The sequence below is a fragment of the Agrobacterium sp. LEGMi-208b genome (assembly GCF_059511785.1).
In genome coordinates, this window is the sequence record NZ_JCALIC010000003.1 from 67,627 (window position 1) to 88,600 (window position 20,974).

The window sequence follows — 20,974 nt, forward strand, 5'->3', positions numbered from 1 at the left end:
AGATAGATGAGGGTAACGATTAAAAGCACACATGCGGAAAAAGCGCCGTAAGCGCTTGTGCGGGTTGCGTCTCGACATGGGAAAAGGCGGGGCCGAAGCCCCGCCTGCGGGCGGCTCAACCAAGAGCGTCCATCTGCGCGTCGGCCGCCTTGCGGTCGAGGGAATGGCCGGGGTTTTCGACCGGCCGATCGAATGGCTTCCAGGCCTCACCGACAACCTGCTCGTAGGCTGCGACGGCCCCTTCGGCCGCCATGCGAAGCGCGTGGGACTGGATGCCCATATCGGCGGCGAACTCGCGTTTGCGCTGTGCGGTACTGTCATAGCCGACCGGGCCATCGAGATCCTCATCGCGGGCGTCATTGGCGGCCTTGGCCGTGGCGTCGCGCGCCTCGGAGACGGCTCGACTGTAGAACTGCCCCGCTCCATGGGCGGATCCGACATAAGCTCCGACGACGCGCTGGAGATGGATCTGCATCGCCCTCTCGCCAAGGCCTTCGGAAAGGCTGTCAGCGGTCTCGATGATCAGTCGCTCATGCAGATCGCGAATGCCATCGCTGTCAACCACCGCGGTACCGAAGCTCTCGGCGATCTTGAGCGCCTGTGCAATATCGGGGCAAGTGAGCCGGACCATTTCGAGGGTCGCGCCTTTGCGGAGCTGGACGACACGGGCCGACGGACGGGCCGACTGACGGGAGGGGGTTGCGGACTTGGCCATGTTGGTTTCCTTCTCGGGTTTTCTTCCGGGGACCCGAAGCGGCCCCTTGCCGCTCCGTCCCTCGGGTGCGGTCCAGAAAAGCCGGCGGAATGACGGTTGCTTCAGGGTCCGGGGCAGCCATGACGAGCAGCATCGGCTTGCGGCCAAGCGGGGCTCTGCCCTGCGCGGGACGCGGGCTGGTGATGAGAGGCAGGCTGTTCCGGCCGCCGCGCGGCGCGATAGCGGCCTTGAAGCAAACGGCCGCCGGATTAGACCGCAACACAACCGAGGGGCGGAGCGGCAAGGGGACGAGACCATCATCGGAAACGCGCCGGGGCGGACCCAACCTGAGATCACGTCCCTCACCTTCCTGGCGATCGCCGCGCCGCGAGCCCGTGTTCTCAGCCACAATACCCTCCGTTCGGGCCGCTCATGCATCTTTGCGCCAGACGTCTTCGCCGAGTGTCTGCCGCAGCGCGTGGATGGCCTGCTCCTGACGGGCCAGTCTGCCTGCGAGGCTATCGAGTTCGAACCACCGGTCGAATTGCAGGCGATCGAGATGCGTCTGAAACAACATCTCGTTACTGCGGCTCCATCGCGACCTGGACCGTTTGCGGGCGCGGTGTCTGGCTTTCGTGGTCTGCGTGATCGCGATGCGTTCGGCCCGGCCGGCGATTTGTCGATGCACACGATCGAGGTGATGCCGGGTCTCGCGATGTGCCGCTTCCATTCGGTTCAACAAACCGCGAGGGTTTGCGGGTGTCATGCGGTCGTCCTCCGCGTATCCCAGCCGATGAAGCTGGAAGGACCGTCATAGAGCTGATGAAGGGCCTCATCGATGACAAAACCGAATGGACTTCGGGTTCCATAGTCTGGACTGGGCACGAGATAGCGGCGCTCTGCGGCATCGAGGGTGCGCTTGCCGCCAAGCGTGGCGATCACTTCGGTCATACCGTCGTGATGGCTGGAGAGGATCGCCGAAATGACCACCCAGTCGTCGGCATGGCCCTCGTCGAAAAGCCGGCGGGCCTTGGTCCAGGATTCAGCGGGGTCGAGGACACAGCCATGGATCGTCTCCCAGGCATCCGGCCATGTATTGCGGATCGTGTCACAGGCGATCCGGTGTTCGTAGGTGGTGAACAGATCCGGGAACGTCAGCGCGACGATGGCCCATTCGGCATCTTCTTCGTACCATCGGTATGCCTTGCGTAGCGCCGGGTGGATCCGCAGATTGCGTTCAGTCGACAGGTGAAACCCGCCGTGACCGGCCGTCATGTGCGACGTCACACCCTCGCCGTAGACTGTCGCCATTTGCGAGACGCCCCATGGCGTGCTGCAAGCGGTCCGTTTCTGGACACGGCGGAGGGCGGAAAGCTCACGACGATGCTGTGCTGTTTCCAACACCCGATCACGGAACGCCTCCTTATTGGCCAGTCGGCCTTCGTGCCCGTAAAAATCCCCGCGCTTTAAAGCGGTGAGCGGTCTTGATACCCGCCAGGCACTGGCGAGAAAGCCGCCACCGTCGGCAAACGGGAGCATGGCAAGTGTGATGTCGTCGATGCGGGCGACCGGAAAGTCTTCGGCGCTGCGCGCGAACTGGACCCCTGGGAATTCAGGGGTATCGGCTTCGTCAGGAATGATCGATTTCATCGGACCGTTCTCCCTTCTATCCTGTCGGCTGCGACTTCGTCCGCGGTCACCTCGACAATGACCGCTGGATCGAAACCGCTGCCTTTCACCCAGTTTTCGGCGTCAACCTGGTTGCAGGCGAGGTGGAGAAGTTCGGCATCGTCGCCGCAACGATCGAGAACTCGGACGGAACCGGTCTCCGGCAGGGAAATCACTGTGAAGCTGAACTCACTGTCGACGGAAAACGTGCGGAAGTCCGGGCCGATGACATCGCCGAGATCGTCAATCCCTTCGGTGGTCACCTTGAAACTGGCGGGGATGAGCGACTGCCCCATGACAGAATGGCAGAGTTTTCGGACGAGCCGACCCTCGGCGTTGTCGCGCCGCCACTGGGCGCTGGCCCTGATGCAATCCTTCGGGGGACGCGGCTTGCCGTTCTTCCAGGAAACGATCGAGCCGAGCGGCGCCCGTTCGAAAATCATGAGTGCGGACATGGTTGTCCTCCTATTGCGGCGAGTGCTGGAAACGAAAGCGCCGCCGGACGTTATCCGGCGGCGGGTGATTACGCGGCCGCTTGGTCGGCCGAAGGGCTTTTCCTGTGTGCGGGTAACCTCTTCCAGCACGGCCTGGGGATGCCGATGCCTCAGGAGCCACTCCTCGGCGGCTGGCCAATCCGCCGCGAGGTGAACGAGCTCCGCACCTTCACCGGGACGATCGAAGATACGGACCGAACCGATTGCCGGTCGCTCGACGACCGCAAAACTTAAGGTGCTCGCATCGACATCGAAGGTGCGGAAGACTTTCAGGACCACGGTGCCGTTGCTGCCATAATCGCCTTCATGAATGGTGAAGCAGGCAGGGGCGGTGTAGGTGCCGCGGGTCTGCGAAGGCTGCTTACGGAACAGGCGCCCGGAGCTGTTACGGGTTTTCCAGGCGCCAAGCTTTTTCTTGTGGCGTTCGGGGGGCGAGGCGTGCCATCGGACCACGAGACGACGGAGCCGATGGGAACGAGCTTGAAAACGAGAGAGGCGGACATGCGATATCTCCTTGAGTTGGGAAAACGGGAAAGAAAAACGCCGCCGGTGATCACCGGCGGCGGTATTGCGTTCAGGAGTGGAGAGTGCGTGGCCTATTCGGCGGCGATGCCATAGGCGGTGTCATTGTCATCACCGGCCGATGGATTTGCACCCTCAACAGAGGCGTCGTTCGGCAAGCCGGTTTCGTCTTCCGCATTCGATGCCGGATCGAGGTGTTCCTCAGCGACGTCCTCGTCACCCTCGCAAGGCGTTTCTTCCTCTTCCACGTCGACCACTTCACCAAGCTTGATCAGGTCAGCCACGGCGTTGGGTGCCGGAGCAAACAGGGCGGACGGATGCACGAAACTGCTGTCCTTGAAGTGGTCGACGAGCGCTGCGCGCGTTTCCCGAACCCTCTGGCGCGGCGCGACATTGACGTCCTTGGCGGCCGTTTCAAGCGCCTGCCGTGACAGGCAAACGAGGAAGTCTTCCGTGCCCATATTCGGCAGATAGCCGTCTGCGCCCACGGTATCGCCGGCAATGCGCGAGACGATACCGCTGTTCGACATGCCGCGGCGGCATGAGAGCACGTCAACCAGAACCGAGCGGGCGGCAACGCGCAGTGTGTCGAGATCGAAGGACAGCTTGCCGTGCCCATCGATCAGGCGAGCTGCGTGTCGGGCAAAGCGTTTCGTGCCGGTCATGTGGTCACCGACGCCGGAATCGACGCGGACATTGATGCCGGCGAAGGCAAGAATGAGCAGTGCCATCAGCGTATCATCCTCGATCGGAGCGCGTCCGAGTGCTTCATGCAGGGCATCGGTGCGGTAGTCGCCGATGATGTCGAGGCCCTTTTGGGTGACATCCGGGCGCTGCCTTGCCGCGTCGTCCACCACGGATGCTCCTTCACCGGTGGCGCCCTTGCCAGCGGGCTTCTTTACCTCGGGAAGGCGGTAATGAACCGTCTGGACCTTGCCGTCCCGGTCGAGATAAAGGCCGGTCTGATCGGACTTCTGCGGCTTGCCGTAAACCCGCTCGGCCTTCTTCGGCAATTCGGGCTGTCCGTATCCATTCACCTCGACGACGGCGCCACGCTTGGGAAGATTGGCCTTCATCCATTCGTGCTGGGCGCCGAGGAAACCCTCGACATTGGTGGTGTAGCGGCTGTCCTGGTCAGCCGGGGCGAACAGATCCTCGACCCACTCGATGCCATAGGCCGCAGCAAGGTCGTCGCCGAAGCTTGCGTCCTTGGCATACATGCGCTTCTTCGTCAGCGCATTGGCGATCGACCACCAGGACGCGGTCTCACCCTTCTTCGGCTTGTTGGCCTTCCAGACCTCCTTCTGCTCGTCGAGGCTTGCAGCCGCGATGATGCGGAGCTGCTGCTCCGATGGCATGTCGCCGAGCGCCATCTGGTCGAGCATGGCGGGCAAGACATTGGCCAGTAACCTGAGCTTGCGGACCTGGCGGACCTGCAGGGTGAGCGCGAGCGCAATCGCTTCTTCGGTCCAGCCCAGTGCAACGAGGCGTTCGATACCGCGCCATTGGTCAACCGGATTGAGCGGTTCACGGGCGGTGTTTTCGACCATGGAACGCATGGCGCCATTGTCGTTGGCGGCGTCGTCGACAAGCACCTGGATTTCCGTGAAACCAGCTGCAATCGCCTGGCGCACACGGCGATGGCCGGCATCGATAATATAGCCATTGCCGCCATTCTGTTCGGGTTCGACGACCGGCGGCTGGATGATGCCGACCGCCTTGATCGTCGCAAGCAGCAGGGCGTCGCCCTGGGGCGAGGATTTCGACTGGCGGCTCTTGTCGGGATTGTCTTTCAGAGCGCGTGGATCGAGGGTAATGAGATGCATCGGTTTTTCCTTTACCGGATACGGAGCCGGCCCTGTGCCGGTCCTGTTCGCGTCTTCTTTTTTTCCGAAGACATCTCCCGGACCGCAGGGCGCCCGGACCGGTGCAACTGCGCGCGAACATCCCTGCTGCAAAGGCAAAGCGGGGCTTACAGCCCTGCGAAGGCCGCGCGGCCGGGATGGTGAGGGGGCGGTTGAGCGATAGCGGCAGCGGGAGGACCGGCCTGCGACCGGTTCCCTTCCTCATTCTGTCTTTTCTTATTTTCCTTTCCGCAGTTCGGCACTTGCCGAAGTACGAAGGGCTTGCCGAGTAAAAGCGGCCACCTGAATCGCCAGGAAGGATTGAGGGCAAAAAAAATGGGCCTGCGGAAACCGCGGCCCATGAAGTGTGGAGATCTTTGACCTCCAGAGGGGAACAGCTGCTGCGACGGCACTGGGAGGAAACCGTCAAATGCATCAGCTGCAGGCTTTATGCTCATTTATTGACCATAAGGAAACCAATTATTGTGCAATGCAGCCATGCAAATGCTGCGTCGCGTGCACCGACCGAGGCTTCGGGTGCAGCGTCATAATCATCGCACACCTGGAAAGGGCGGGGGTCCGGCGCGCTATCTCACCCGCTGCGGCTTCAACCAAACGGCCCGAAGTAAAGGCGAGACGCACCGGCCCAGTCATCGCGTGCCATATTCTACGGGAGGCGGGATATATCGGTGACGCCGGAAAAAGGTGGTTGCCAGACGGTACGAGCTCGTTGATGCTGAGTCACCGTCAACCGTGGTAGGCAGGATATTGTTGCATGGCAGAACCCCGCTCGCCGCGGCTTGCGGTGCTGATCGACGCTGACAATGCGTCCGCGAAAATTGTCGATGGTCTGTTCGAGGAAATTGCGAAGATCGGCGAGGCAAGCGTTCGACGCATATACGGCGACTTCGCGAGTGCCCGCTCAAAGGCGTGGATCGACGTTCTCGCAAGGCACGCGATTATCCCTCAACAGCAATTTTCCTACACCACCGGCAAAAATGCTTCCGACATCACGCTTGTCATCGACGCGATGGACCTCTTGCACAGCGGGCGCTTCGACGGCTTTTGCCTTGTGTCCTCCGACAGCGACTTTACCCGCCTGGCATCGCGTATCCGGGAACAAGGCATCGACGTTTTCGGATTTGGTGAACAGAAGACGCCTGAGAGTTTCCGCCAAGCATGCCGGCGTTTCATCTACACCGAGAACCTTTTGCCTGCGGTCGCGTCGAACGGCACAGATCCTGCACATGAAACACCCTCGCTCCAGCCTCCGAGCGCCGCCACGCCAATCATCAGGAAGGTTATCGCCCAGATGGAAAGCGAAGACGGATGAGTGCCACTCGGCGCGGTCGGCAATCAACTTGCAAACCTGGCATCCGATTTCGATCCGCGAACCTATGGATTTCGGAAGCTGAGCGATCTCGTCAGGAAAACAAATAACTTCGATATCGATCACGCAGAGGGCCGCCCGCTCCGTATCCGGGTCAAGCAGAAAACATCAGGGAAAAAGCTGACACTGCGGCCGGCAAGGGGCAGCCACTAATCGATGAGAAGGGGAAATCAGCGTAGCGCTGGCCGCAAGCCCGGGTAGTCACCCGGCCTTATGACGCCAAAGGGCACTCCTGGACCACGCCGAGACCGGAGGCATCGCCAGACAAATCGTCGCCTGCGGTCAGCAGGAAATGACAGGGACTGCTACCGATCAGGCTGCATTCGCTACACTTTGGGCCTCCTCGCGCACCGATGCAGCCAATGCATCGTCAACATCACGAAGTTGCCGGCGTTTTTCGGCAAGTTCCTCGGTGAACGCGAAGACGCCTGCGTCACGGGAACGGTAGGAGGTGAGCCGTCGCTGCAACTCCTCCAGGCGCTGGCGATAGCGGAGGCGCTCCCCCTCGAAGTCATCCAGGCCGTGCTCCAGTCGAGAGACCGCTCCAAGCGGCGTGACGGTCACCGGCAGGTCGATCTCATAGTCAGCGCCTGTCCGTTGCAGCACCGTCTGGTAGTGATAGCCATCCTTCCCGAAGCGCTCGCCGTCATAAACGAGATCGAAACCACCGATCGACGCAATATGAACCTCACCTTCCTCTCGAAGCTGGACGAGGGTCAGGATCTCCTTCAGAACCGCGCGACCCGCCTCCTTCCGTTCCAGATATTGTTCCCCGAGAACAGTCATCACGAAGGCCTCGCCGGCGGTTGGGGCAAGTCGCTCGATATCCTTGCCGATGTCCCCGATACGCTGTGTGGAAACCTCGATCTCGCGCTCGACTTCCCGGATCTGCCGACGAACGGCGAAGAGATCGTCGTCATGCGCGGCCCGCAGGCGTTCAAGCCGGGCGATATCTGCCTCGAGACCGGCCTTGCGCATCAATCTCTCATCCCCACTGGCAATCGCCTTGGCCATTGCAAACTGGTTGGCCTGGCCCTCGCCAAGATCCTCGAGCCGGCGGATCGAGGTGTCTCCGGACAAAGCCGCTGCAATGAACCGGGCCTTCCGCTCGTTGTTCTGCCACATGCTGGCATCGAGCGATCCTTGCGTTGCATAGGCGAAGATGTCGACGAGATCGTGCTGGTTGCCCTGGCGAACGATGCGGCCCTCGCGCTGCTCGATCTGCGATGGTAACCACGGAACGTCGAGGTGATGCAGCGCCTTGAGCCTGAGCTGGGCATTGACCCCGGTGCCCATGGTCTCGGAACTGCCGATCAGGAAGCGAACGCGACCGGCGCGCACATCCCCGAACAGGCGCTGCTTCGCCTCCGTCTTCTTGTAGTCCTGCATGAAGGCGATCTCGCTCGCCGGAACACCGAGCCGGATCAGTTCGTCCCTGATCCAGCTGTAGGCCGAAAAGCCCCGGGTTTTCTCGACATTGATCGTGCCGAGATCGGAAAAGATCATCTGGGCAGCGCCAGGCAAGTCATAGGTCTTCCCGTCAGGGCGCAGATAGGTCTGTTCGGATGTTTCCTGCCAGATACGATAGGCGTTGCCGATGAGAAGATTGAGCTTGTTCTCCTCTTCATTGTCATTGGCCGGAATGACCAGCCGGAGGTTGATCGCCGCATGCCGGCCGTCGGTGATGACGGAGAGCAGGATATCGTCGCCGGGCTTCGCCGGCCCCTCACGCATCTCGATGGCCTTGATGCGGTCTGCCAGAAGCTGCTGGTAGAACTTGAAAGCAGGCGTCGGCGACGCGGTAAGGATCTGGCGCCTGCCGGTGGAAATCGCCGGCACCTTCACATATTCGCGCAGATCGTCCGGCATAACGACATCCGCGAAGCTCCGGAACATCGCGATCAGTTCGGGGACATTCACGAAAGATGCAAAGCGGCTGACGGGTTGGTACTTGCCCGACGGCTGGATTTCCAGCGCTGTGACCGTATCACCGAAGGTTAGTGCCCAGGCGTCGAATTCATGTATACCGCGCTCGGCAAGCGCCTCGTGGCCCAGCAACCTCTGGATCGAGAACATCTCGCCCAGCGTGTTGGTAATCGGCGTGCCGGAGGCAAGAACAAGCGCGCGCCCGGGATTCTTCGTCTCGATGAAGCGGGATTTGACATAGAGATCCCAGGCCCTTTGCGAGCCGTTCGGGTCGATCCCCTTGAGGTTGCTCATATTGGTCGCGAAGGAAAGCTTGCGAAACTCCTGTGCCTCGTCGACGACAATCTGGTCGACGCCGATTTCCGAGATGGTCAGAAGGTCGTCCTTGCGGGTGGAAAGCGCCTGCAGCCGCTCTTCGAGGCCCTCTTTCAAACGTTCGAGCCGCTTGCGGGAAACACGGTCTTCGCTATCGACCGCGGTCAGCAGTTCCTCGTAGAGCTGTAGTTCGTCCTGGATCATGCTCTGCTCGAATGCCGAGGGTACAGAGATGAACTTGAAGGCGCTGTGGGTGATAATGATTGCATCCCAGGTCGCCGTCGCGGCGCGGCTGAGGAACCGTGCGCGCTTGTCCTTCGAAAAGTTCGTCTCGTCGGCGACGAGGATCCGCGCGTTCGGGTAGAGGGCCAGAAATTCGCGGGCCGCCTGGGCAAGGCAATGGCCGGGAACGACCAACATGGCTTTGGCGATCAGGCCGAGGCGCCGCTGTTCCATGATCGCGGCAGAGTAAGTCATGGTCTTGCCGGCGCCGACGGCATGGGCAAGATAGGTCGAACCGTCGGCGATGATACGCCAGATGCCACGTTTCTGATGGGCATAGAGCTGGAACGCGCTGCTGGCGCCGGGAAGTTTCAGGTGGCTGCCATCGAACTTGCGCGGGGCAATATTGTTGAAACGCTCATTATAGACCTTGGCGAGGCGGTTGGTACGGTCGGCATCAGACCAGACCCACCGTTCGAACTCGCTCTTGATCTTCTGGAGCTTTTCGCGGGCGGCTTCGGTGTCGACGGGATTGAGCACCCGCCGCTCGCCGCCGGCATCCTTGTAGACGTCGAAGATCTGCGGCACCCTGCTGTTCAACCCGTCGGAGAGCAGTTCGCCGGCATGCCGACGGCTCGTGCCCCATTCCGACGTCCCGGCGGCAATCACGCCGAGCTGGCGGGCCTCCACCGTCCAGGAGCCGAGTTCCGCCATATGGTGGATCCTGATATCGACGCCCATCATCTCCTTGACGAAGGCGATGACGTCGCTGGCCGGGATCCACGGTGCGCCGAGACGCGCAGTGATGTCCGACGGGCGAAGATCAGCCGGTTGGACGGCCTCGAGCGCCCGAACGTTTCGCTCCAATGACGGATCGAGTGAAGCGGCGGCCTCCGCCACGGCAAGTTTCGTGCGGACCGCGCCGGAGAGATAGGCATCCGCCGTCCGCCATGAGCCGTCGGCCGGATCCTGGAATACGGTGTCCCCGAGTTCGGAGATAACGCTATTGCGGTCGCAATGCAGAAGCTCGGCGATGTGCTCAAGGTCGACACGGCCACGCTCGTTAAGAACGACGGCAAGTGCATCGGCCGCACTGGTGACGATCGGCGGGGCAGGCGGCGCAATGACCCGGTCCGAAAAGATCGGGCCCGGCTTGGCCGTATCGGTGTCGAGGTCGTAGTCCTCGATGGAGGCGACGAGCCACACGTCCGGATCGTCAAGAAACGGCTGAAGGTTCGGTCTGCGGTGACTTTCCTTCACCTCTCCGGTTTCGGCATCTTCAATGATGGAAACCGTGGTGTGGTTGATCGGGCCGAAATCCCTTACAAAGCTCGACCAGGCGATGCGCAGACGCACCTGAAGATCGCGCCACGGCCTGTCGGTCTCCTGTGCTTTCAGCACCGCGCGCACGGCGTCGCGGATCGGGATCAGCTTCTTGATGATCCGGACATGCTTTTCGGAGATGCCGTCACCGCTACGAGCCTTTCGGACTTTGATCTCGACAGGTTCACCGTCGACGATCTGCATGAGCCCCTGCCTGTTATCTGTGAAATAGCTGCCCTCGCGCACCTTGGCGTTATCAGAGCGAAGGTCGACGATTTCGGCCAGGTCGTCCTCAAGATCGAGGTCGATTTCCGTCGGCTCGCCGTCGTAGAGATCTTCGGGAAGGCGGTCGATCGCGGCATTCAGCAACGTTTCCAGATCTTCGCCGACACGCGGGCGGCACGTATAGGTCTCGCCGAACGGGCCAGACGTTAGCGCGTGCTCGCCGAGCACAAAACCGGGGTGGCGGGCGAACCAGCGGTTCACGCGGATCGCACCTTCGTCATCGGTGGCTGGGCGGACCTCGTCGGCGTCAAGCCACAGGTGGTCGCCTTCGGGTTCCCCCGCCTTGCGCTTGCGGAAGAAAAGGATATCGACAACGGTGTCCGTGCCGGAATCCTTGCGGAAACTGCCTTCAGGCAGGCGGATGGCGGCGACGAGATCGGCAGACCTGGCGATATGCTCGCGTGCCGTCGTGTCGGCCTTGTCCATCGTGCCGGCACTGGTCACGAAGGCGGCGAGTGCGCCCGGCTTCAGCAGATCGACCGAGCGTGCGATGAAGTAATCGTGGAGACGCAAGGCCAGGGACCGATAGTTCCGGTCCGAACGGACAGTTCGATCGGAGAAGGGCGGGTTGCCGATGGCGAGATCATAGACCACGCCAAGGTCGGTGCGCGCGAAGTCGCCATTGACGATCCGCGCCCTCGGCTGGAGCAGCCTTGCGATACGCGCCGTGACCGGATCGAGCTCGATGCCGGTCACGTAACTGTTGCCGCGATACACCTCGGGCATCAACGCCGGGAAAAGGCCGGTCCCGATACCCGGTTCGAGAACGCGGCCACCCCTCCATCCGAGACGCTGGAGCCCCTTCCAGATCGCCCGCACGATAAACTCCGGCGTGAAGTGCGCATACTGGGTGCAACGCAAGAGGCTGGCGTAGTCCGGTTCGTTGACTGCGGTTTCCAGCGAACTGCCGAGATCGTCCCAGCCATCGCGGAATTCGGCCTCGCCCGGCCGCCGGAACATGCCATTGGCGAGATCGGACGCGCCGAAGCCGGTAAAACGGATGAGCCGCGCCTGTTCGTCACGCGTTGCGGGGCGCTCCGCCCGCTCGATCTCGCCGGCGAGCAGGATGGCGGCGACGTTCATCTTCGCGCGTTCCTTCCAGCCGACCGCAAGACCACGGCCGTCTTCGCCGAGATAAAAGTTGAGGCGCTCGCCCCGCTTGCGCACCGGCTTGCGCGTTGTGGGAATGATAGAAGTCGGGGTGGGAGCAGATTGCGTCGGATCGGGCTCTACGTCGTTGGCCGCAGCGGGATCGAACCCGCCGAATGCGGTGACACCGAAGCCAAGGCCGGAAGAAAGCGCACTGCTGCCGAACATATCGAGGGTGAACGGATCGTTGGACATCTGGTGATTGCTCCTGAAAAAAGACAAGCGCCATTGGCCTGCGGGAAAGCCGGCATGATGCTCGCAAGGATGAAGTGGTTGATGGTTGCTGCGACTGGCTGTGCGTCAGCCGCGCTCGATGATGGCGATCTCCATCGCGTCATCAGTGAAGGTGAAGCTGAGATGCGTGCCTCGTGGGCTGGCAGCGATCATTGCCTCGAGGCTTTCGGCATCGATAAAATCGACACCGTCGTCGCCGCCGAAAGTTCGGCGTTTGACCTCGAACCAGTCGTCATTCTTGTCGGGGTGGCATTCTTCTGCGTAGACCACCATCGGCCTGCCGTTTCCGGGCAATTTGCCGTTGGACATCAGGTACACGCCGTTGTCCCCGACAAGCCAAAGTCCAGGCCTCTCACCCTTGCCGGGTTCAAGACCGTAATAGGGATCGCGAAAACCACCGTTTGTCCCGGCATCGGCACGACCACGGGCGATGACGTCAAGGACGGATTGGACAGGGAAGGTCAGCATGGTCGATGCTCCCTCAAACGGCTATCGGCAGGGGCAGTGCTTCGTCCCGGAACATCACGGGCTTCGCAGCGGCTGCGGGTGACGGTGGCGTGGGATCCGGGTCGTCATCGTTGGCGGCTGCGGGAATAACCCGGGCCTCCGATGAACCGGGCCCTCGATTGAGCGATCGGATCGATGATGGTGTGAACGACTTGGCAGGCATGGCTGTCTCCATTCAGTTGAGCGAATGGCATCGCCCGGGGAATTGCTTCCTCGGGGCGACAATCGCTGTGTTCAGGGTGATGGATCGGAGTGTCTCTGGCGCTGATCGCGTCTTTTCAGATCTTCCAATCCAGATTTCCTCCGCCGCATTGGCGATGGCCGGTCAAGGGCCGCTTCAGCGGCAGAGCCCGCCCTTGACGGGCCGGAGCCAGATGCGGATAGGGTTCTGTTTCTTTCTTTTTTCTTGCCTCTCAGAGGGTCAGAAACCAGAAGCGGCGATCGGCTTCCTGCCGAAAGCGTTCGGCCCGGGCATCCCATTCGAGTATCAGCCGCGCCTTGCAGCGCAGGATCAGACGCGTGACGCGAGCTGATTGCGGCACATCATCGCCGAACAACGCCGGATGCGCTCTGAGGCGGCGTAGGAGACGGTCATGATCCATCAGACCTGCTCCAGACGTCATCGGGTTCGTCGTCCAAGCTCACCTCGAAAGGACCAGGCCAATCCCGGATCCATTGCGGCGCGTCGCCCTCGTAACGCAGATCATCCCTGTCCTCCGCCTTGGCATGCCAGTCCACCTCCGTCGGAAAGCGTTGGAGAAGCAATGACAACGGTATGGTCCAATCCGTCGGTCCGAACGGGTCGACCTCGATCGCATGGCCGTTCCACCACGCCTGGGGCCAGAAAGTGAGTGTTACCGACCGATCTTCCGATGCAACGGCAGGGGCATGCCGATATCGCTGATCCGGTTCCTGCGGTTCGTGATCCGAACCGTAGTTCCGGCTTCTTTCATATTCTGGGTCGTCCGCCTCATCGACAAGATACCCGACCACTTCCTCGGCATAGTCGGCCTCGATCACACCGTTGCCAGAGGAGACAAGACGGACGGCAAATCTGTTGCCGAACAGAAGGGTGTCGGCGGAAGCCATGGCAGACTGGTGATCTTCGGCCTGGACTTCGACCTTGACCCTGACCACTGTGTAGACATGAACGAAATGTTTCCTGGCCACGGGATCGCCATCGCTATTGTCGCATGCGCTGTCCTTGCTCGTTCCGGCACCAGCTGGTGGCTCACACGACAGACTGGTGGCTTCTATGGTCTCACTCATCGGCTTGCCCCCTGTTGCAGTTCAAGCTTTTTCACCACGCGGGCAGCCGCATCCTCGAGCGTCGTCGCGAAATCGGGGCCGTTCTCTGTCCATTCCATCACCTCAAGCACGGCGGGGATAAAGCCGTAGTCGAATGGCGCGAACCGATCGATCAATTCCCTTCCGAGATGATCATGGATCAGGAGGGCGCAATTGGCGGCCGGTCGCGCCCAACGGCGCAAGGTGATCGAACCGAATTGTGTCCAGAGCTGCATCAACGCGTGAATGTTCCGCACCAACGGTTTGTCGTGCTCAAACAGGACACGGTAGTCCTGCATCGCCTCCCAGCAGCACAGGGCTGCGTCCAGTTGCTGACTGTAACCGGCGGGGTCAGTCGGTATCGGCGTGGCGAAGGATTCGATGAACCTGCGAACTGAGACGAGCGAGTTGCGGCCGCGCCAATCCAGCATGAACGTTTCGCGCGGGAACCGCCCCGTCATCTGACGATCGAGGGCAGAGCGCATGCGTTGAAGCACCGGGTCTGCGCCGGTCAGATCGGGGATGCCGGGCGGGTTTCGCAGACCCTCGGCTGGTCGTTGTGTCTCGGACCCGGCACGAAGCTCCTCGAACAGATCGTCGCTCGACCGGCCGACACACTCTGTAGCCGTTATCAGCATGACATTGGCACCGAAGCTGTCAGGAGCCTGCGAGGGATGGCGATACCATTCGAGAACGCGAACCTCCTGGAGGGTCGTGGACCGGGCAACGATATCCTGCAGAACGAACTCCCATGATGTCTCTGCCAGATCGATTTCGATACTGTGGGATTCATCGATCTGGTGACGCCAGCGACGGGCGACAATGCGATTGAGATCGCTGTTCGGCACGTCGCGCGATGCCTGATAGGCCGAGGACAGATCCGCAGCCGGAACCTGGATGGTACTGCTGACGGGTCGGTCGCTATGAAGCAAGAGGGCACCGTCGATTTCGCCTGCGTCGAACACGGTCGACAGGAACAGACGCTCCAGCGGGGTTATATCCTGCAGCGGGATCGCTGGGTTGATGACGATGGTCGTTTCACGCTCATTCATAGATATCTCCTTCGAGGAAATGGCAAGGCCCGGGCGATGAGCACCGGGCCTGTTGTCGATGTTGAAGTTTTGGGAAAGACGCGCTGATCGCCGCGCTCAACTGTCGTTGATGAGACGGGCGATTTCGTCGCCAGACAGATGCGCAAGCAGTTTCAGCACCGGCCGGTATCCGGCCTTGTGAATGAGGATCGTTCTGAAGCCCTCGTTGCCCGGGGGCCAGATTTCGTCGGCGTAGCCGCGGGCGTCCGTCCTGTTCCAGATCTGGTCAAGCCGTTCCTGGCGCTTATGGACGCCTTGCTCGGAACTCTCACGCGCAACAATTGCTGCACGCATGGTCGCGGTGGTGATGGCCCGGTCCGTGAGACTGACAAAACCATGGAACCATCGCTCCCGCTCATTCGTCAGCAGGCTGAACAGGACGGAGCGGATTTGCTCCGGTCGTCGGGCTGGAAGCGAGGCCGTGCCGCCCGGCCGGATCGTTGTGATAACGCCACCGGCGATCGCTCGCGCTGCGTTCTCATCAAGCTCAAACCATTCACGGGCATGAAGGATACCGGTGAAGCGGCGCAAGGACATTGGAGCGCTGTCGTGTCTGGACAACAGTGCAGGCACTTCGGAAATCGAAACCGGGCCGGGGTGGATCCGCCGAAACGGCGAGAAGAGAGATGTCGTGGGCATCACGATCGATCCTTCTGCGATTGCGTTGAAATCACTCGCCTTCGGCAGACGCGAGGCCGTCGAGGTAAACGGCCAGACCTACGGTCTGGCGGTTATGATCGAGCCACCGTGAGATAAGCAGCAGAAGCGTGAAGCTGTCCCATCCTGCACTGGCAGCAATACTCTCGAGACGGCCGCGCGTTTCATGACCGCCACTCTCGGTCGTTGGCTGCACCGGCTGCTCGTTCCGCATCCGCTCCAGCATGTCGGTCGTCGATGAATACTGGATTGCGGCCTTGGTGATCCGCATGACGCTGCCGCCAAAACCGTCGGCGCGCATCTTGCTGCAGGTAAAGGCTGCCCAGACGACGATTTCTTCGATCGCATCGGATCGGCGTAGGATGTCCTGCAGGACTTCGGGCCAGCCGCCGACCTCTGTCGTCAGGTCGATCTCGATGTTCGACCCGCGGTCAATCTCATCGGTAGCATCGAACTGCTCTAGCAGGCCTGTGATATGGTCGGTGAAGCGGCTTTCAACGTTACGGGACGCCTCCAATGCCGTTCTCAATTCATCCGCCATCGGCGAGATCAGTTCACTGGAACTGTTCCAGGTGCTGAAGAAGACGCCGTCACTCCACTCTTCCTCATCGAAGACGTGGGAAAGAAGCAAGCGTTCGAGAGGGGTCATGCCGGTTGCCGGAAGTTCCGGTGTCACAACGGTTTCGGCGCGATAGTCTGCCATAGCCGCTTCCCTCAAGCCGCGATTGAAGAGGGAAGATGGCGCAGGTGCACCGGCAGCTTTGCGGCGATTTCCTCGTCGGTCAGGTCTTCCAGCAGTTTGAGCGTGCTGCCTGCTTTCCCGCCGTAAAACATCACGGTCGGCTTGCCACGCGAAGCATATGGCCAGCGGTCGCCGGCATAGCCGCGATAGTCGTCCGCCGTGCTGCTCCAGATATGGTCCAGACGCTCGTCGCGCGTCATCGCTCGAACCGGCCTGGTTTCGCGCTCGATGATGGCAAGACGCATGCGCTCTACCGACCCAGTATCGGAAAGATCGCAATACCCGTGGAAGTGACGGATCGCGCTGTCGATTCGCAATGCGAAAAACACGCTCGTGACGGAACCCGTCAGATACTCGCGCATGGCGAACATGGAGCCGCGGATCCACAGCGGCGGCAGGATTTCGAACATGTAGTCGTGCTCTGCTTCGCCGATTTCGAACCACTCTCCGGCATAGAGCGGGGTGGGATCGCCTTCGAAGCGGTTCGGACGCTGTGCGTGCCGATCGAACATGCGATACATCTGGCGGCGGTCAGAGATACCCTGGTAGACCTTGCGAATTGAGGGTGAGGCATTCATCTTTGGCTCCTTCGGAGTTTTCTGGACCGAAGCGCTCCGTGATCCTCGCGATCTCTTCGTCTTCCTCAGTCCTTCATCACCCCTTCCGAGCCGCCGGCATCGTGTCCGGCCGGGTCAAGGGCCGGCTCAGGCCGGGCGAAGCTTACCTTGACGCGGCTGGCGCGAATGCGGCACGCCACCCCTCCCCTGCCCTCTCTCCTTCTTCTCCCTCTCTCTTTCCTGCAGAGCCTCATTCCAGTCATCCGCCGGGGGGCGCAATCGTTGCCAAACGCAGCCCGCCTCTTCGGCGAGGGTACGAAGGCGGTCGGCGAATGTGTCACCTTGTACGTTGTTGTCGGTCGCGCCGACCAGGTGAACGCCTGGAGAAATGGCAAGTGCGCGAAGTGCTGCATCGGTAGATGGAGACCAGCCCCCACCTGTGCTCAGATAGAGGGTACCATCACGAAGACCCTCGAAGGCAGCAAGGCTCATGGCATCGATAGCCGCTTCCGTGACACAGAGCCGGGAAGCCGCAGACCGGCCAAGGCGAAACAGGACCTTCGTTCCCCCGGTCGAAAAACCCCTCCATTTCGGACCTCGTTCCTCCCAACCAGTAACGATGCCAAGATGGTTCGTGTGGGCGGCCCACATGCTCCCATAAGGTCCTTCACGAAGATGGTTCTGGGACAGGGCAGCATGGAGCGTATGGGATGGTAGGAGCCTTATCGTGGAGAGATAGTGCCAGGTTTGCGAACCAGGCCATGGACGGCGTTGGCGGTTCCATCGTTCCGTAATTGCGATGTTTGGCCCTCGGACACGACCAGGCGTCTGCCTGGCGGTTACTTGCGGGGCATAGCCGATTAAACCGGCAACGCGATCGCACGCTGCCGCGAACCCTCCTCCATACAAATGGGCGACGAGCGAAAATACGTCACCCTTGGCTTCAGAAAGCGGGTCGAACCATCCGTGACCCTCATGGATCATAATGATGATTTCACTGTCACGGCGATATTTGACCGCCCGCTGCGTGCTCTCCTTTAGATCGATTGCGAAGCCCGCTTTTTCCAACACCGCCGAGCATGGTACACGGCTGCGCAGCTGCTCGATTTCCTTCTTTTCCATTGTTTTTTCGGCCTTCTCAGCCGCCCCTTTTCTACTTGGTTTGCTTTCCCGCACATTTCGCGAGCCCCATCCGACAGCCGCGAAGAGCATGCGGAGGCAAGGGCGCGGCGGGGGGTGCCTGAAGTCGGGAGCTACAAGCGCCGCCTGCCCCGCCGCGGCGAAGCTTCCCTTGCCGCCGCCGGCTCGCAAGCGGAACCCGAAGGGCTGGCCGGCTTCCGGCAGCATCGGGATAAATTAGATCAAGCTGCTGTTCGCGAACGCGATATCATGGACGAGCGGGAGCCTCGATCGGAACCACCGAAAACGTTAGTAAGACGGAACCTCTCCAGCCCTTCGGCGGGCAGCAACATTAAATTCCTCGTCCCGGCTCTCCCGCCATTTTGCTGGTATGGCCGCATTCGCAATGCTGAGGTGATGCCGTGATCGAGGATAAGCGAAGAAATTTCAGGACAAATTCAACAGGATCCCATATCGCTCCACAGCGAAGCGGTACGCGCCGCTTTGGGGCGTCGAAACCCCTCATACCCGGTTGGTGGCACCCGTAAGGCATCAGACTCCTTGACCTTTGCGGTCGGGGGACCTGTGGCGTATGCAATAGGTTCTCCGGGACTAAAGGCCATGGGGCCGTGGTATGCGGTTTCGAATCCCCCGATCACCAGGGGTCAATGAGCATTTGAAGGCGGGGGGGCGTACCGCCAATAGCCTCATGGAGAAACCGTTGGCAGAGGATATCGTCTTTACTTTCTACACTTATTCGAACGCGGCTATTCCATTTGAGACGCCCTGGACGCCGACCGGCATTCCGGATATTTTCTTCGATAGCCGTTAGAAGGCCGAGAACACGTTGCTTGAGATTCGTGACGATATTACAGCGGATCCGGAGATGGAGTGGCCGCTCATGAACCTCGAAAAAGTGGTAACGGTTCCCATTAGTAAGACAAGCATCCTTACCCTTCTGAATGAGGGGCTCGGCGCCTTTGTCCAGATATACGAGATAATCGACACCGTTGGGCCTAGGGGAGATAGACGTTAACGCCTATAAGTATGCCAAGCGTCAAAAACGCGAAACTTGGGTTGGCGCGGTAAGCCCATCGGAAATCCACTTGAAATGGCCGCGTCGTTGGCCTGATCGAAGGAGAACGATATACATCCCAATCACGGACGACGGCGCGACAACCAACAACCTCGTGATCTTTTCCCCTACCCTAACTCCGGAAACGCTCGGCAGGAAAAATCACGAGTGGTCGAGCTTTATCATGACGCGGGCATCGCAGCTCTGCAGCGTCAGGACATAATCAGAAAGCGAGCAATCTGTCCGACATTTCAAGCAAAGCTCAACCCCTACGCGCCCACTCTGACATCTCGAGCAGCTGGTCGTCAGGTAGGGTCAAACACTTTTTACTCCGGCGCTTGAACCTAAAAGAGCTTCTTACTGGCGAGCTGCAACACCTTGCTTTACTCGTAGCTCCGTGCGGCGAGGGCTACCGTGCGCGTGTGGATGTTAGATTCAACCCCCGCTTGCCTGTAGCAATCTGCTTTTGGTTCGAACCATCGCCATCAGCATCGGACCGACAGAAAAGTGTCCTCTCTCAGAGCGGCGTGCTAGATCGCGAAGATAGCCCCCTGCCGAATTGATGTGCCCTCCCTTTTCGAGAATACATGCGATTACAGACGCAGTATTTTCCGGACCAAGTTGGTTCACCGCATGGTTGTAAGCGGACTCGCTAACTCCCAGCATCGAACGAACGACAGCTGCAGCGGAGATAAGATCACGCCAGGATTTGATCTGACCGCCAGCGGCGTAGTCAGCGATTTCCGGGCAAGCACGAACCACTATATCGAGTGGGAATGCTTTACGCCGCACGCATTCGCTGGCCGTGGTGACGAATGGGGGAGTGGGTACGCGGGGTTGAATTGATTGGGGGACTTCCGTGTTTGTTTCGGGTTCTAACTCTGTTGGTTGAAATGACAGGTTCATAGATTTCGTCGCATCGAAAGCTTCAGATTCAAGATAAGATTCTGGTTCTGAATTCTGTATGTGCCGCTCATTTTGAATGGGATTGCCGCCAAGTTTTCCGGTTTCCAGCAGTTGTTTCAACACGTTGACGACGTCTTCGCGTATCAGTTCCAGTGCTTGCAGCGTATTGCGCAACTGCGAGCTTGTTGGTTTTCGAGGTATCGTCATGATCAGGTGATTAAGGCGGGCTGCGACGGTGTCCGAGTCCGTTTGAGCGTCGGTTTCGATAAGTTTCGAAATGTCGCGGCGGCAAATACTGATCTGTTCACGGAGTTGTCGGATCATGATCTGTTCCGCAGTGACCGCAGATGCGAGGTTCTGAATCTCTTCAGCACGCGCTAGAAGCGGTGCCAAGGAGAACCCGAAGGCATTGCTTATCCCCCCTTCCCTCGTCTTTCGAGCATAACGTTTTCCATTGGGGCTGTCTTTTCGGATCAGTAATCCCGCGTTCACCAGGAGGGCCACATGCCGCCGGATAGTCTGTTCGGACATGCCGTGGGCGCGTAGTGACAATTGGACGTTGGAGGGAAAAACGGTCAAGTTTGATCCCTCTTCGAGCTCATTTTTCGGATAGAAGCTCAACAGCGCATTCAACAAAGCTAAAGAGCGATCACTTACTTGTAGCATAGGCTTGGCCTCGCAAAGGGCGCGATACAGCTTCCATTTATCGACGGCTTGGTTGGGCTCGATGTTTTGTGATTTCAGCTGGCGCGACAACATGCCAATCGTCATCGCTCGCCGCCCGAAAGGCGTCGTTACAATTCCACTTTCCATTTTCCTTCACCTTTCTTCAGGCAAAAGAAATCCGCTCACCAAAACGGTGCCAAGACTCTTGACTAGGATTCGTGGAAATGCGATTCTCGATCTTGCTTAAGGAATTGAGAGAGGCGTCCACGACGGAAACGTTTTGGGGGCCTTTTTCTTTGCG

General features: G+C 60.1%; 15 protein-coding genes and 2 pseudogenes. 1 reads left to right on the forward strand and 16 read right to left on the reverse strand.

Going from position 1 to position 20,974, the window contains the following annotated elements; all coding sequences use genetic code 11:
• Positions 1-115: 115 nt before the first annotated feature.
• From AC5YUO_RS25715 to AC5YUO_RS25740, 6 genes and pseudogenes are all read right to left on the reverse strand, one after another.
• Entirely contained in the window at positions 116-715 is a 600-nt protein-coding gene (locus AC5YUO_RS25715; RefSeq protein ID WP_496156623.1) for a hypothetical protein, read from the reverse strand.
• 409 nt (positions 716-1,124) lie between these two features.
• The gene (locus AC5YUO_RS25720; protein ID WP_496156624.1) at positions 1,125-1,460 is read right to left on the reverse strand and encodes a hypothetical protein; all 336 of its coding nucleotides are present in this window, start codon (positions 1,458-1,460) and stop codon (positions 1,125-1,127) included.
• The gene (locus AC5YUO_RS25725) at positions 1,457-2,344 is read right to left on the reverse strand and encodes a DUF7007 domain-containing protein (RefSeq protein ID WP_496156625.1); all 888 of its coding nucleotides are present in this window, start codon (positions 2,342-2,344) and stop codon (positions 1,457-1,459) included. The genes AC5YUO_RS25720 and AC5YUO_RS25725 overlap by 4 nt, the downstream gene beginning before the upstream one ends.
• Positions 2,341-2,817, reverse strand: a complete 477-nt coding sequence (locus tag AC5YUO_RS25730; protein ID WP_496156857.1) for a UCP036055 family protein — start codon at positions 2,815-2,817, stop codon at positions 2,341-2,343. The genes AC5YUO_RS25725 and AC5YUO_RS25730 overlap by 4 nt, the downstream gene beginning before the upstream one ends.
• Positions 2,818-2,985: 168 nt before the next feature.
• Positions 2,986-3,359 (reverse strand): annotated as a pseudogene (locus tag AC5YUO_RS25735) (UCP036055 family protein); the annotation flags it as partial.
• A 93-nt stretch (positions 3,360-3,452) separates the two neighbouring features.
• Positions 3,453-5,204, reverse strand: coding sequence for a ParB/RepB/Spo0J family partition protein (locus tag AC5YUO_RS25740; RefSeq protein WP_496156626.1), 1,752 nt, complete (start codon positions 5,202-5,204; stop codon positions 3,453-3,455).
• A gap of 793 nt (positions 5,205-5,997) precedes the next feature.
• On the opposite strand from AC5YUO_RS25740, the pseudogene AC5YUO_RS25745 reads away from it, so the two are divergent.
• Positions 5,998-6,765 (forward strand): annotated as a pseudogene (locus tag AC5YUO_RS25745) (NYN domain-containing protein).
• 159 nt (positions 6,766-6,924) lie between these two features.
• Here AC5YUO_RS25745 and AC5YUO_RS25750 read toward each other — a convergent pair.
• The 10 genes from AC5YUO_RS25750 to repC form a co-directional block, all read right to left on the reverse strand.
• Complete coding sequence (locus AC5YUO_RS25750) at positions 6,925-12,027, reverse strand: helicase-like domain-containing protein (protein WP_496156627.1); 5,103 nt, start codon at positions 12,025-12,027, stop codon at positions 6,925-6,927.
• Positions 12,028-12,132: 105 nt separating this feature from the next.
• Positions 12,133-12,534: a DUF3085 domain-containing protein gene (locus AC5YUO_RS25755; protein WP_142843516.1), complete on the reverse strand. Its 402-nt coding sequence runs from the start codon at positions 12,532-12,534 to the stop codon at positions 12,133-12,135.
• 452 nt (positions 12,535-12,986) lie between these two features.
• On the reverse strand, positions 12,987-13,175 hold the full coding sequence (locus AC5YUO_RS25760; RefSeq protein WP_496156628.1) for a hypothetical protein: 189 nt from the start codon (positions 13,173-13,175) through the stop codon (positions 12,987-12,989).
• A complete protein-coding gene (locus tag AC5YUO_RS25765) occupies positions 13,165-13,842 on the reverse strand; it encodes a hypothetical protein (RefSeq protein WP_496156629.1) in 678 nt (225 codons plus the stop codon). Before AC5YUO_RS25765 ends, AC5YUO_RS25760 begins: the two co-directional genes overlap by 11 nt.
• Positions 13,839-14,912, reverse strand: coding sequence for a hypothetical protein (locus AC5YUO_RS25770; RefSeq protein ID WP_496156630.1), 1,074 nt, complete (start codon positions 14,910-14,912; stop codon positions 13,839-13,841). The genes AC5YUO_RS25765 and AC5YUO_RS25770 overlap by 4 nt, the downstream gene beginning before the upstream one ends.
• Positions 14,913-15,008: 96 nt before the next feature.
• The gene (locus tag AC5YUO_RS25775; protein WP_496156858.1) at positions 15,009-15,590 is read right to left on the reverse strand and encodes a DUF1419 domain-containing protein; all 582 of its coding nucleotides are present in this window, start codon (positions 15,588-15,590) and stop codon (positions 15,009-15,011) included.
• Positions 15,591-15,621: 31 nt separating this feature from the next.
• Positions 15,622-16,311: a hypothetical protein gene (locus AC5YUO_RS25780; protein WP_496156631.1), complete on the reverse strand. Its 690-nt coding sequence runs from the start codon at positions 16,309-16,311 to the stop codon at positions 15,622-15,624.
• An 11-nt stretch (positions 16,312-16,322) separates the two neighbouring features.
• Positions 16,323-16,928, reverse strand: coding sequence for a DUF1419 domain-containing protein (locus AC5YUO_RS25785; RefSeq protein ID WP_496156632.1), 606 nt, complete (start codon positions 16,926-16,928; stop codon positions 16,323-16,325).
• A 126-nt stretch (positions 16,929-17,054) separates the two neighbouring features.
• On the reverse strand, positions 17,055-18,029 hold the full coding sequence (locus tag AC5YUO_RS25790) for a DUF3991 and toprim domain-containing protein (protein WP_496156633.1): 975 nt from the start codon (positions 18,027-18,029) through the stop codon (positions 17,055-17,057).
• 1,507 nt (positions 18,030-19,536) lie between these two features.
• The gene (gene repC / locus AC5YUO_RS25795; RefSeq protein WP_496156634.1) at positions 19,537-20,820 is read right to left on the reverse strand and encodes a plasmid replication protein RepC; all 1,284 of its coding nucleotides are present in this window, start codon (positions 20,818-20,820) and stop codon (positions 19,537-19,539) included.
• Positions 20,821-20,974 lie beyond the last annotated feature (154 nt).

Coding starts and splice junctions, on each gene's coding strand:
- AC5YUO_RS25750 (WP_496156627.1), bottom strand. CDS start 12,027: ATGTCCAACGATCCGTTCACCCTCGATATGTTCGGCAGCAGTGCGCTT.
- AC5YUO_RS25770 (WP_496156630.1), bottom strand. CDS start 14,912: ATGAATGAGCGTGAAACGACCATCGTCATCAACCCAGCGATCCCGCTG.
- repC (WP_496156634.1), bottom strand. CDS start 20,820: ATGGAAAGTGGAATTGTAACGACGCCTTTCGGGCGGCGAGCGATGACG.
- AC5YUO_RS25740 (WP_496156626.1), bottom strand. CDS start 5,204: ATGCATCTCATTACCCTCGATCCACGCGCTCTGAAAGACAATCCCGAC.
- AC5YUO_RS25765 (WP_496156629.1), bottom strand. CDS start 13,842: ATGAGTGAGACCATAGAAGCCACCAGTCTGTCGTGTGAGCCACCAGCT.
- AC5YUO_RS25720 (WP_496156624.1), bottom strand. CDS start 1,460: ATGACACCCGCAAACCCTCGCGGTTTGTTGAACCGAATGGAAGCGGCA.
- AC5YUO_RS25775 (WP_496156858.1), bottom strand. CDS start 15,590: ATGCCCACGACATCTCTCTTCTCGCCGTTTCGGCGGATCCACCCCGGC.
- AC5YUO_RS25725 (WP_496156625.1), bottom strand. CDS start 2,344: ATGAAATCGATCATTCCTGACGAAGCCGATACCCCTGAATTCCCAGGG.
- AC5YUO_RS25755 (WP_142843516.1), bottom strand. CDS start 12,534: ATGCTGACCTTCCCTGTCCAATCCGTCCTTGACGTCATCGCCCGTGGT.
- AC5YUO_RS25760 (WP_496156628.1), bottom strand. CDS start 13,175: ATGGATCATGACCGTCTCCTACGCCGCCTCAGAGCGCATCCGGCGTTG.
- AC5YUO_RS25790 (WP_496156633.1), bottom strand. CDS start 18,029: ATGGAAAAGAAGGAAATCGAGCAGCTGCGCAGCCGTGTACCATGCTCG.
- AC5YUO_RS25780 (WP_496156631.1), bottom strand. CDS start 16,311: ATGGCAGACTATCGCGCCGAAACCGTTGTGACACCGGAACTTCCGGCA.
- AC5YUO_RS25715 (WP_496156623.1), bottom strand. CDS start 715: ATGGCCAAGTCCGCAACCCCCTCCCGTCAGTCGGCCCGTCCGTCGGCC.
- AC5YUO_RS25785 (WP_496156632.1), bottom strand. CDS start 16,928: ATGAATGCCTCACCCTCAATTCGCAAGGTCTACCAGGGTATCTCTGAC.
- AC5YUO_RS25730 (WP_496156857.1), bottom strand. CDS start 2,817: ATGTCCGCACTCATGATTTTCGAACGGGCGCCGCTCGGCTCGATCGTT.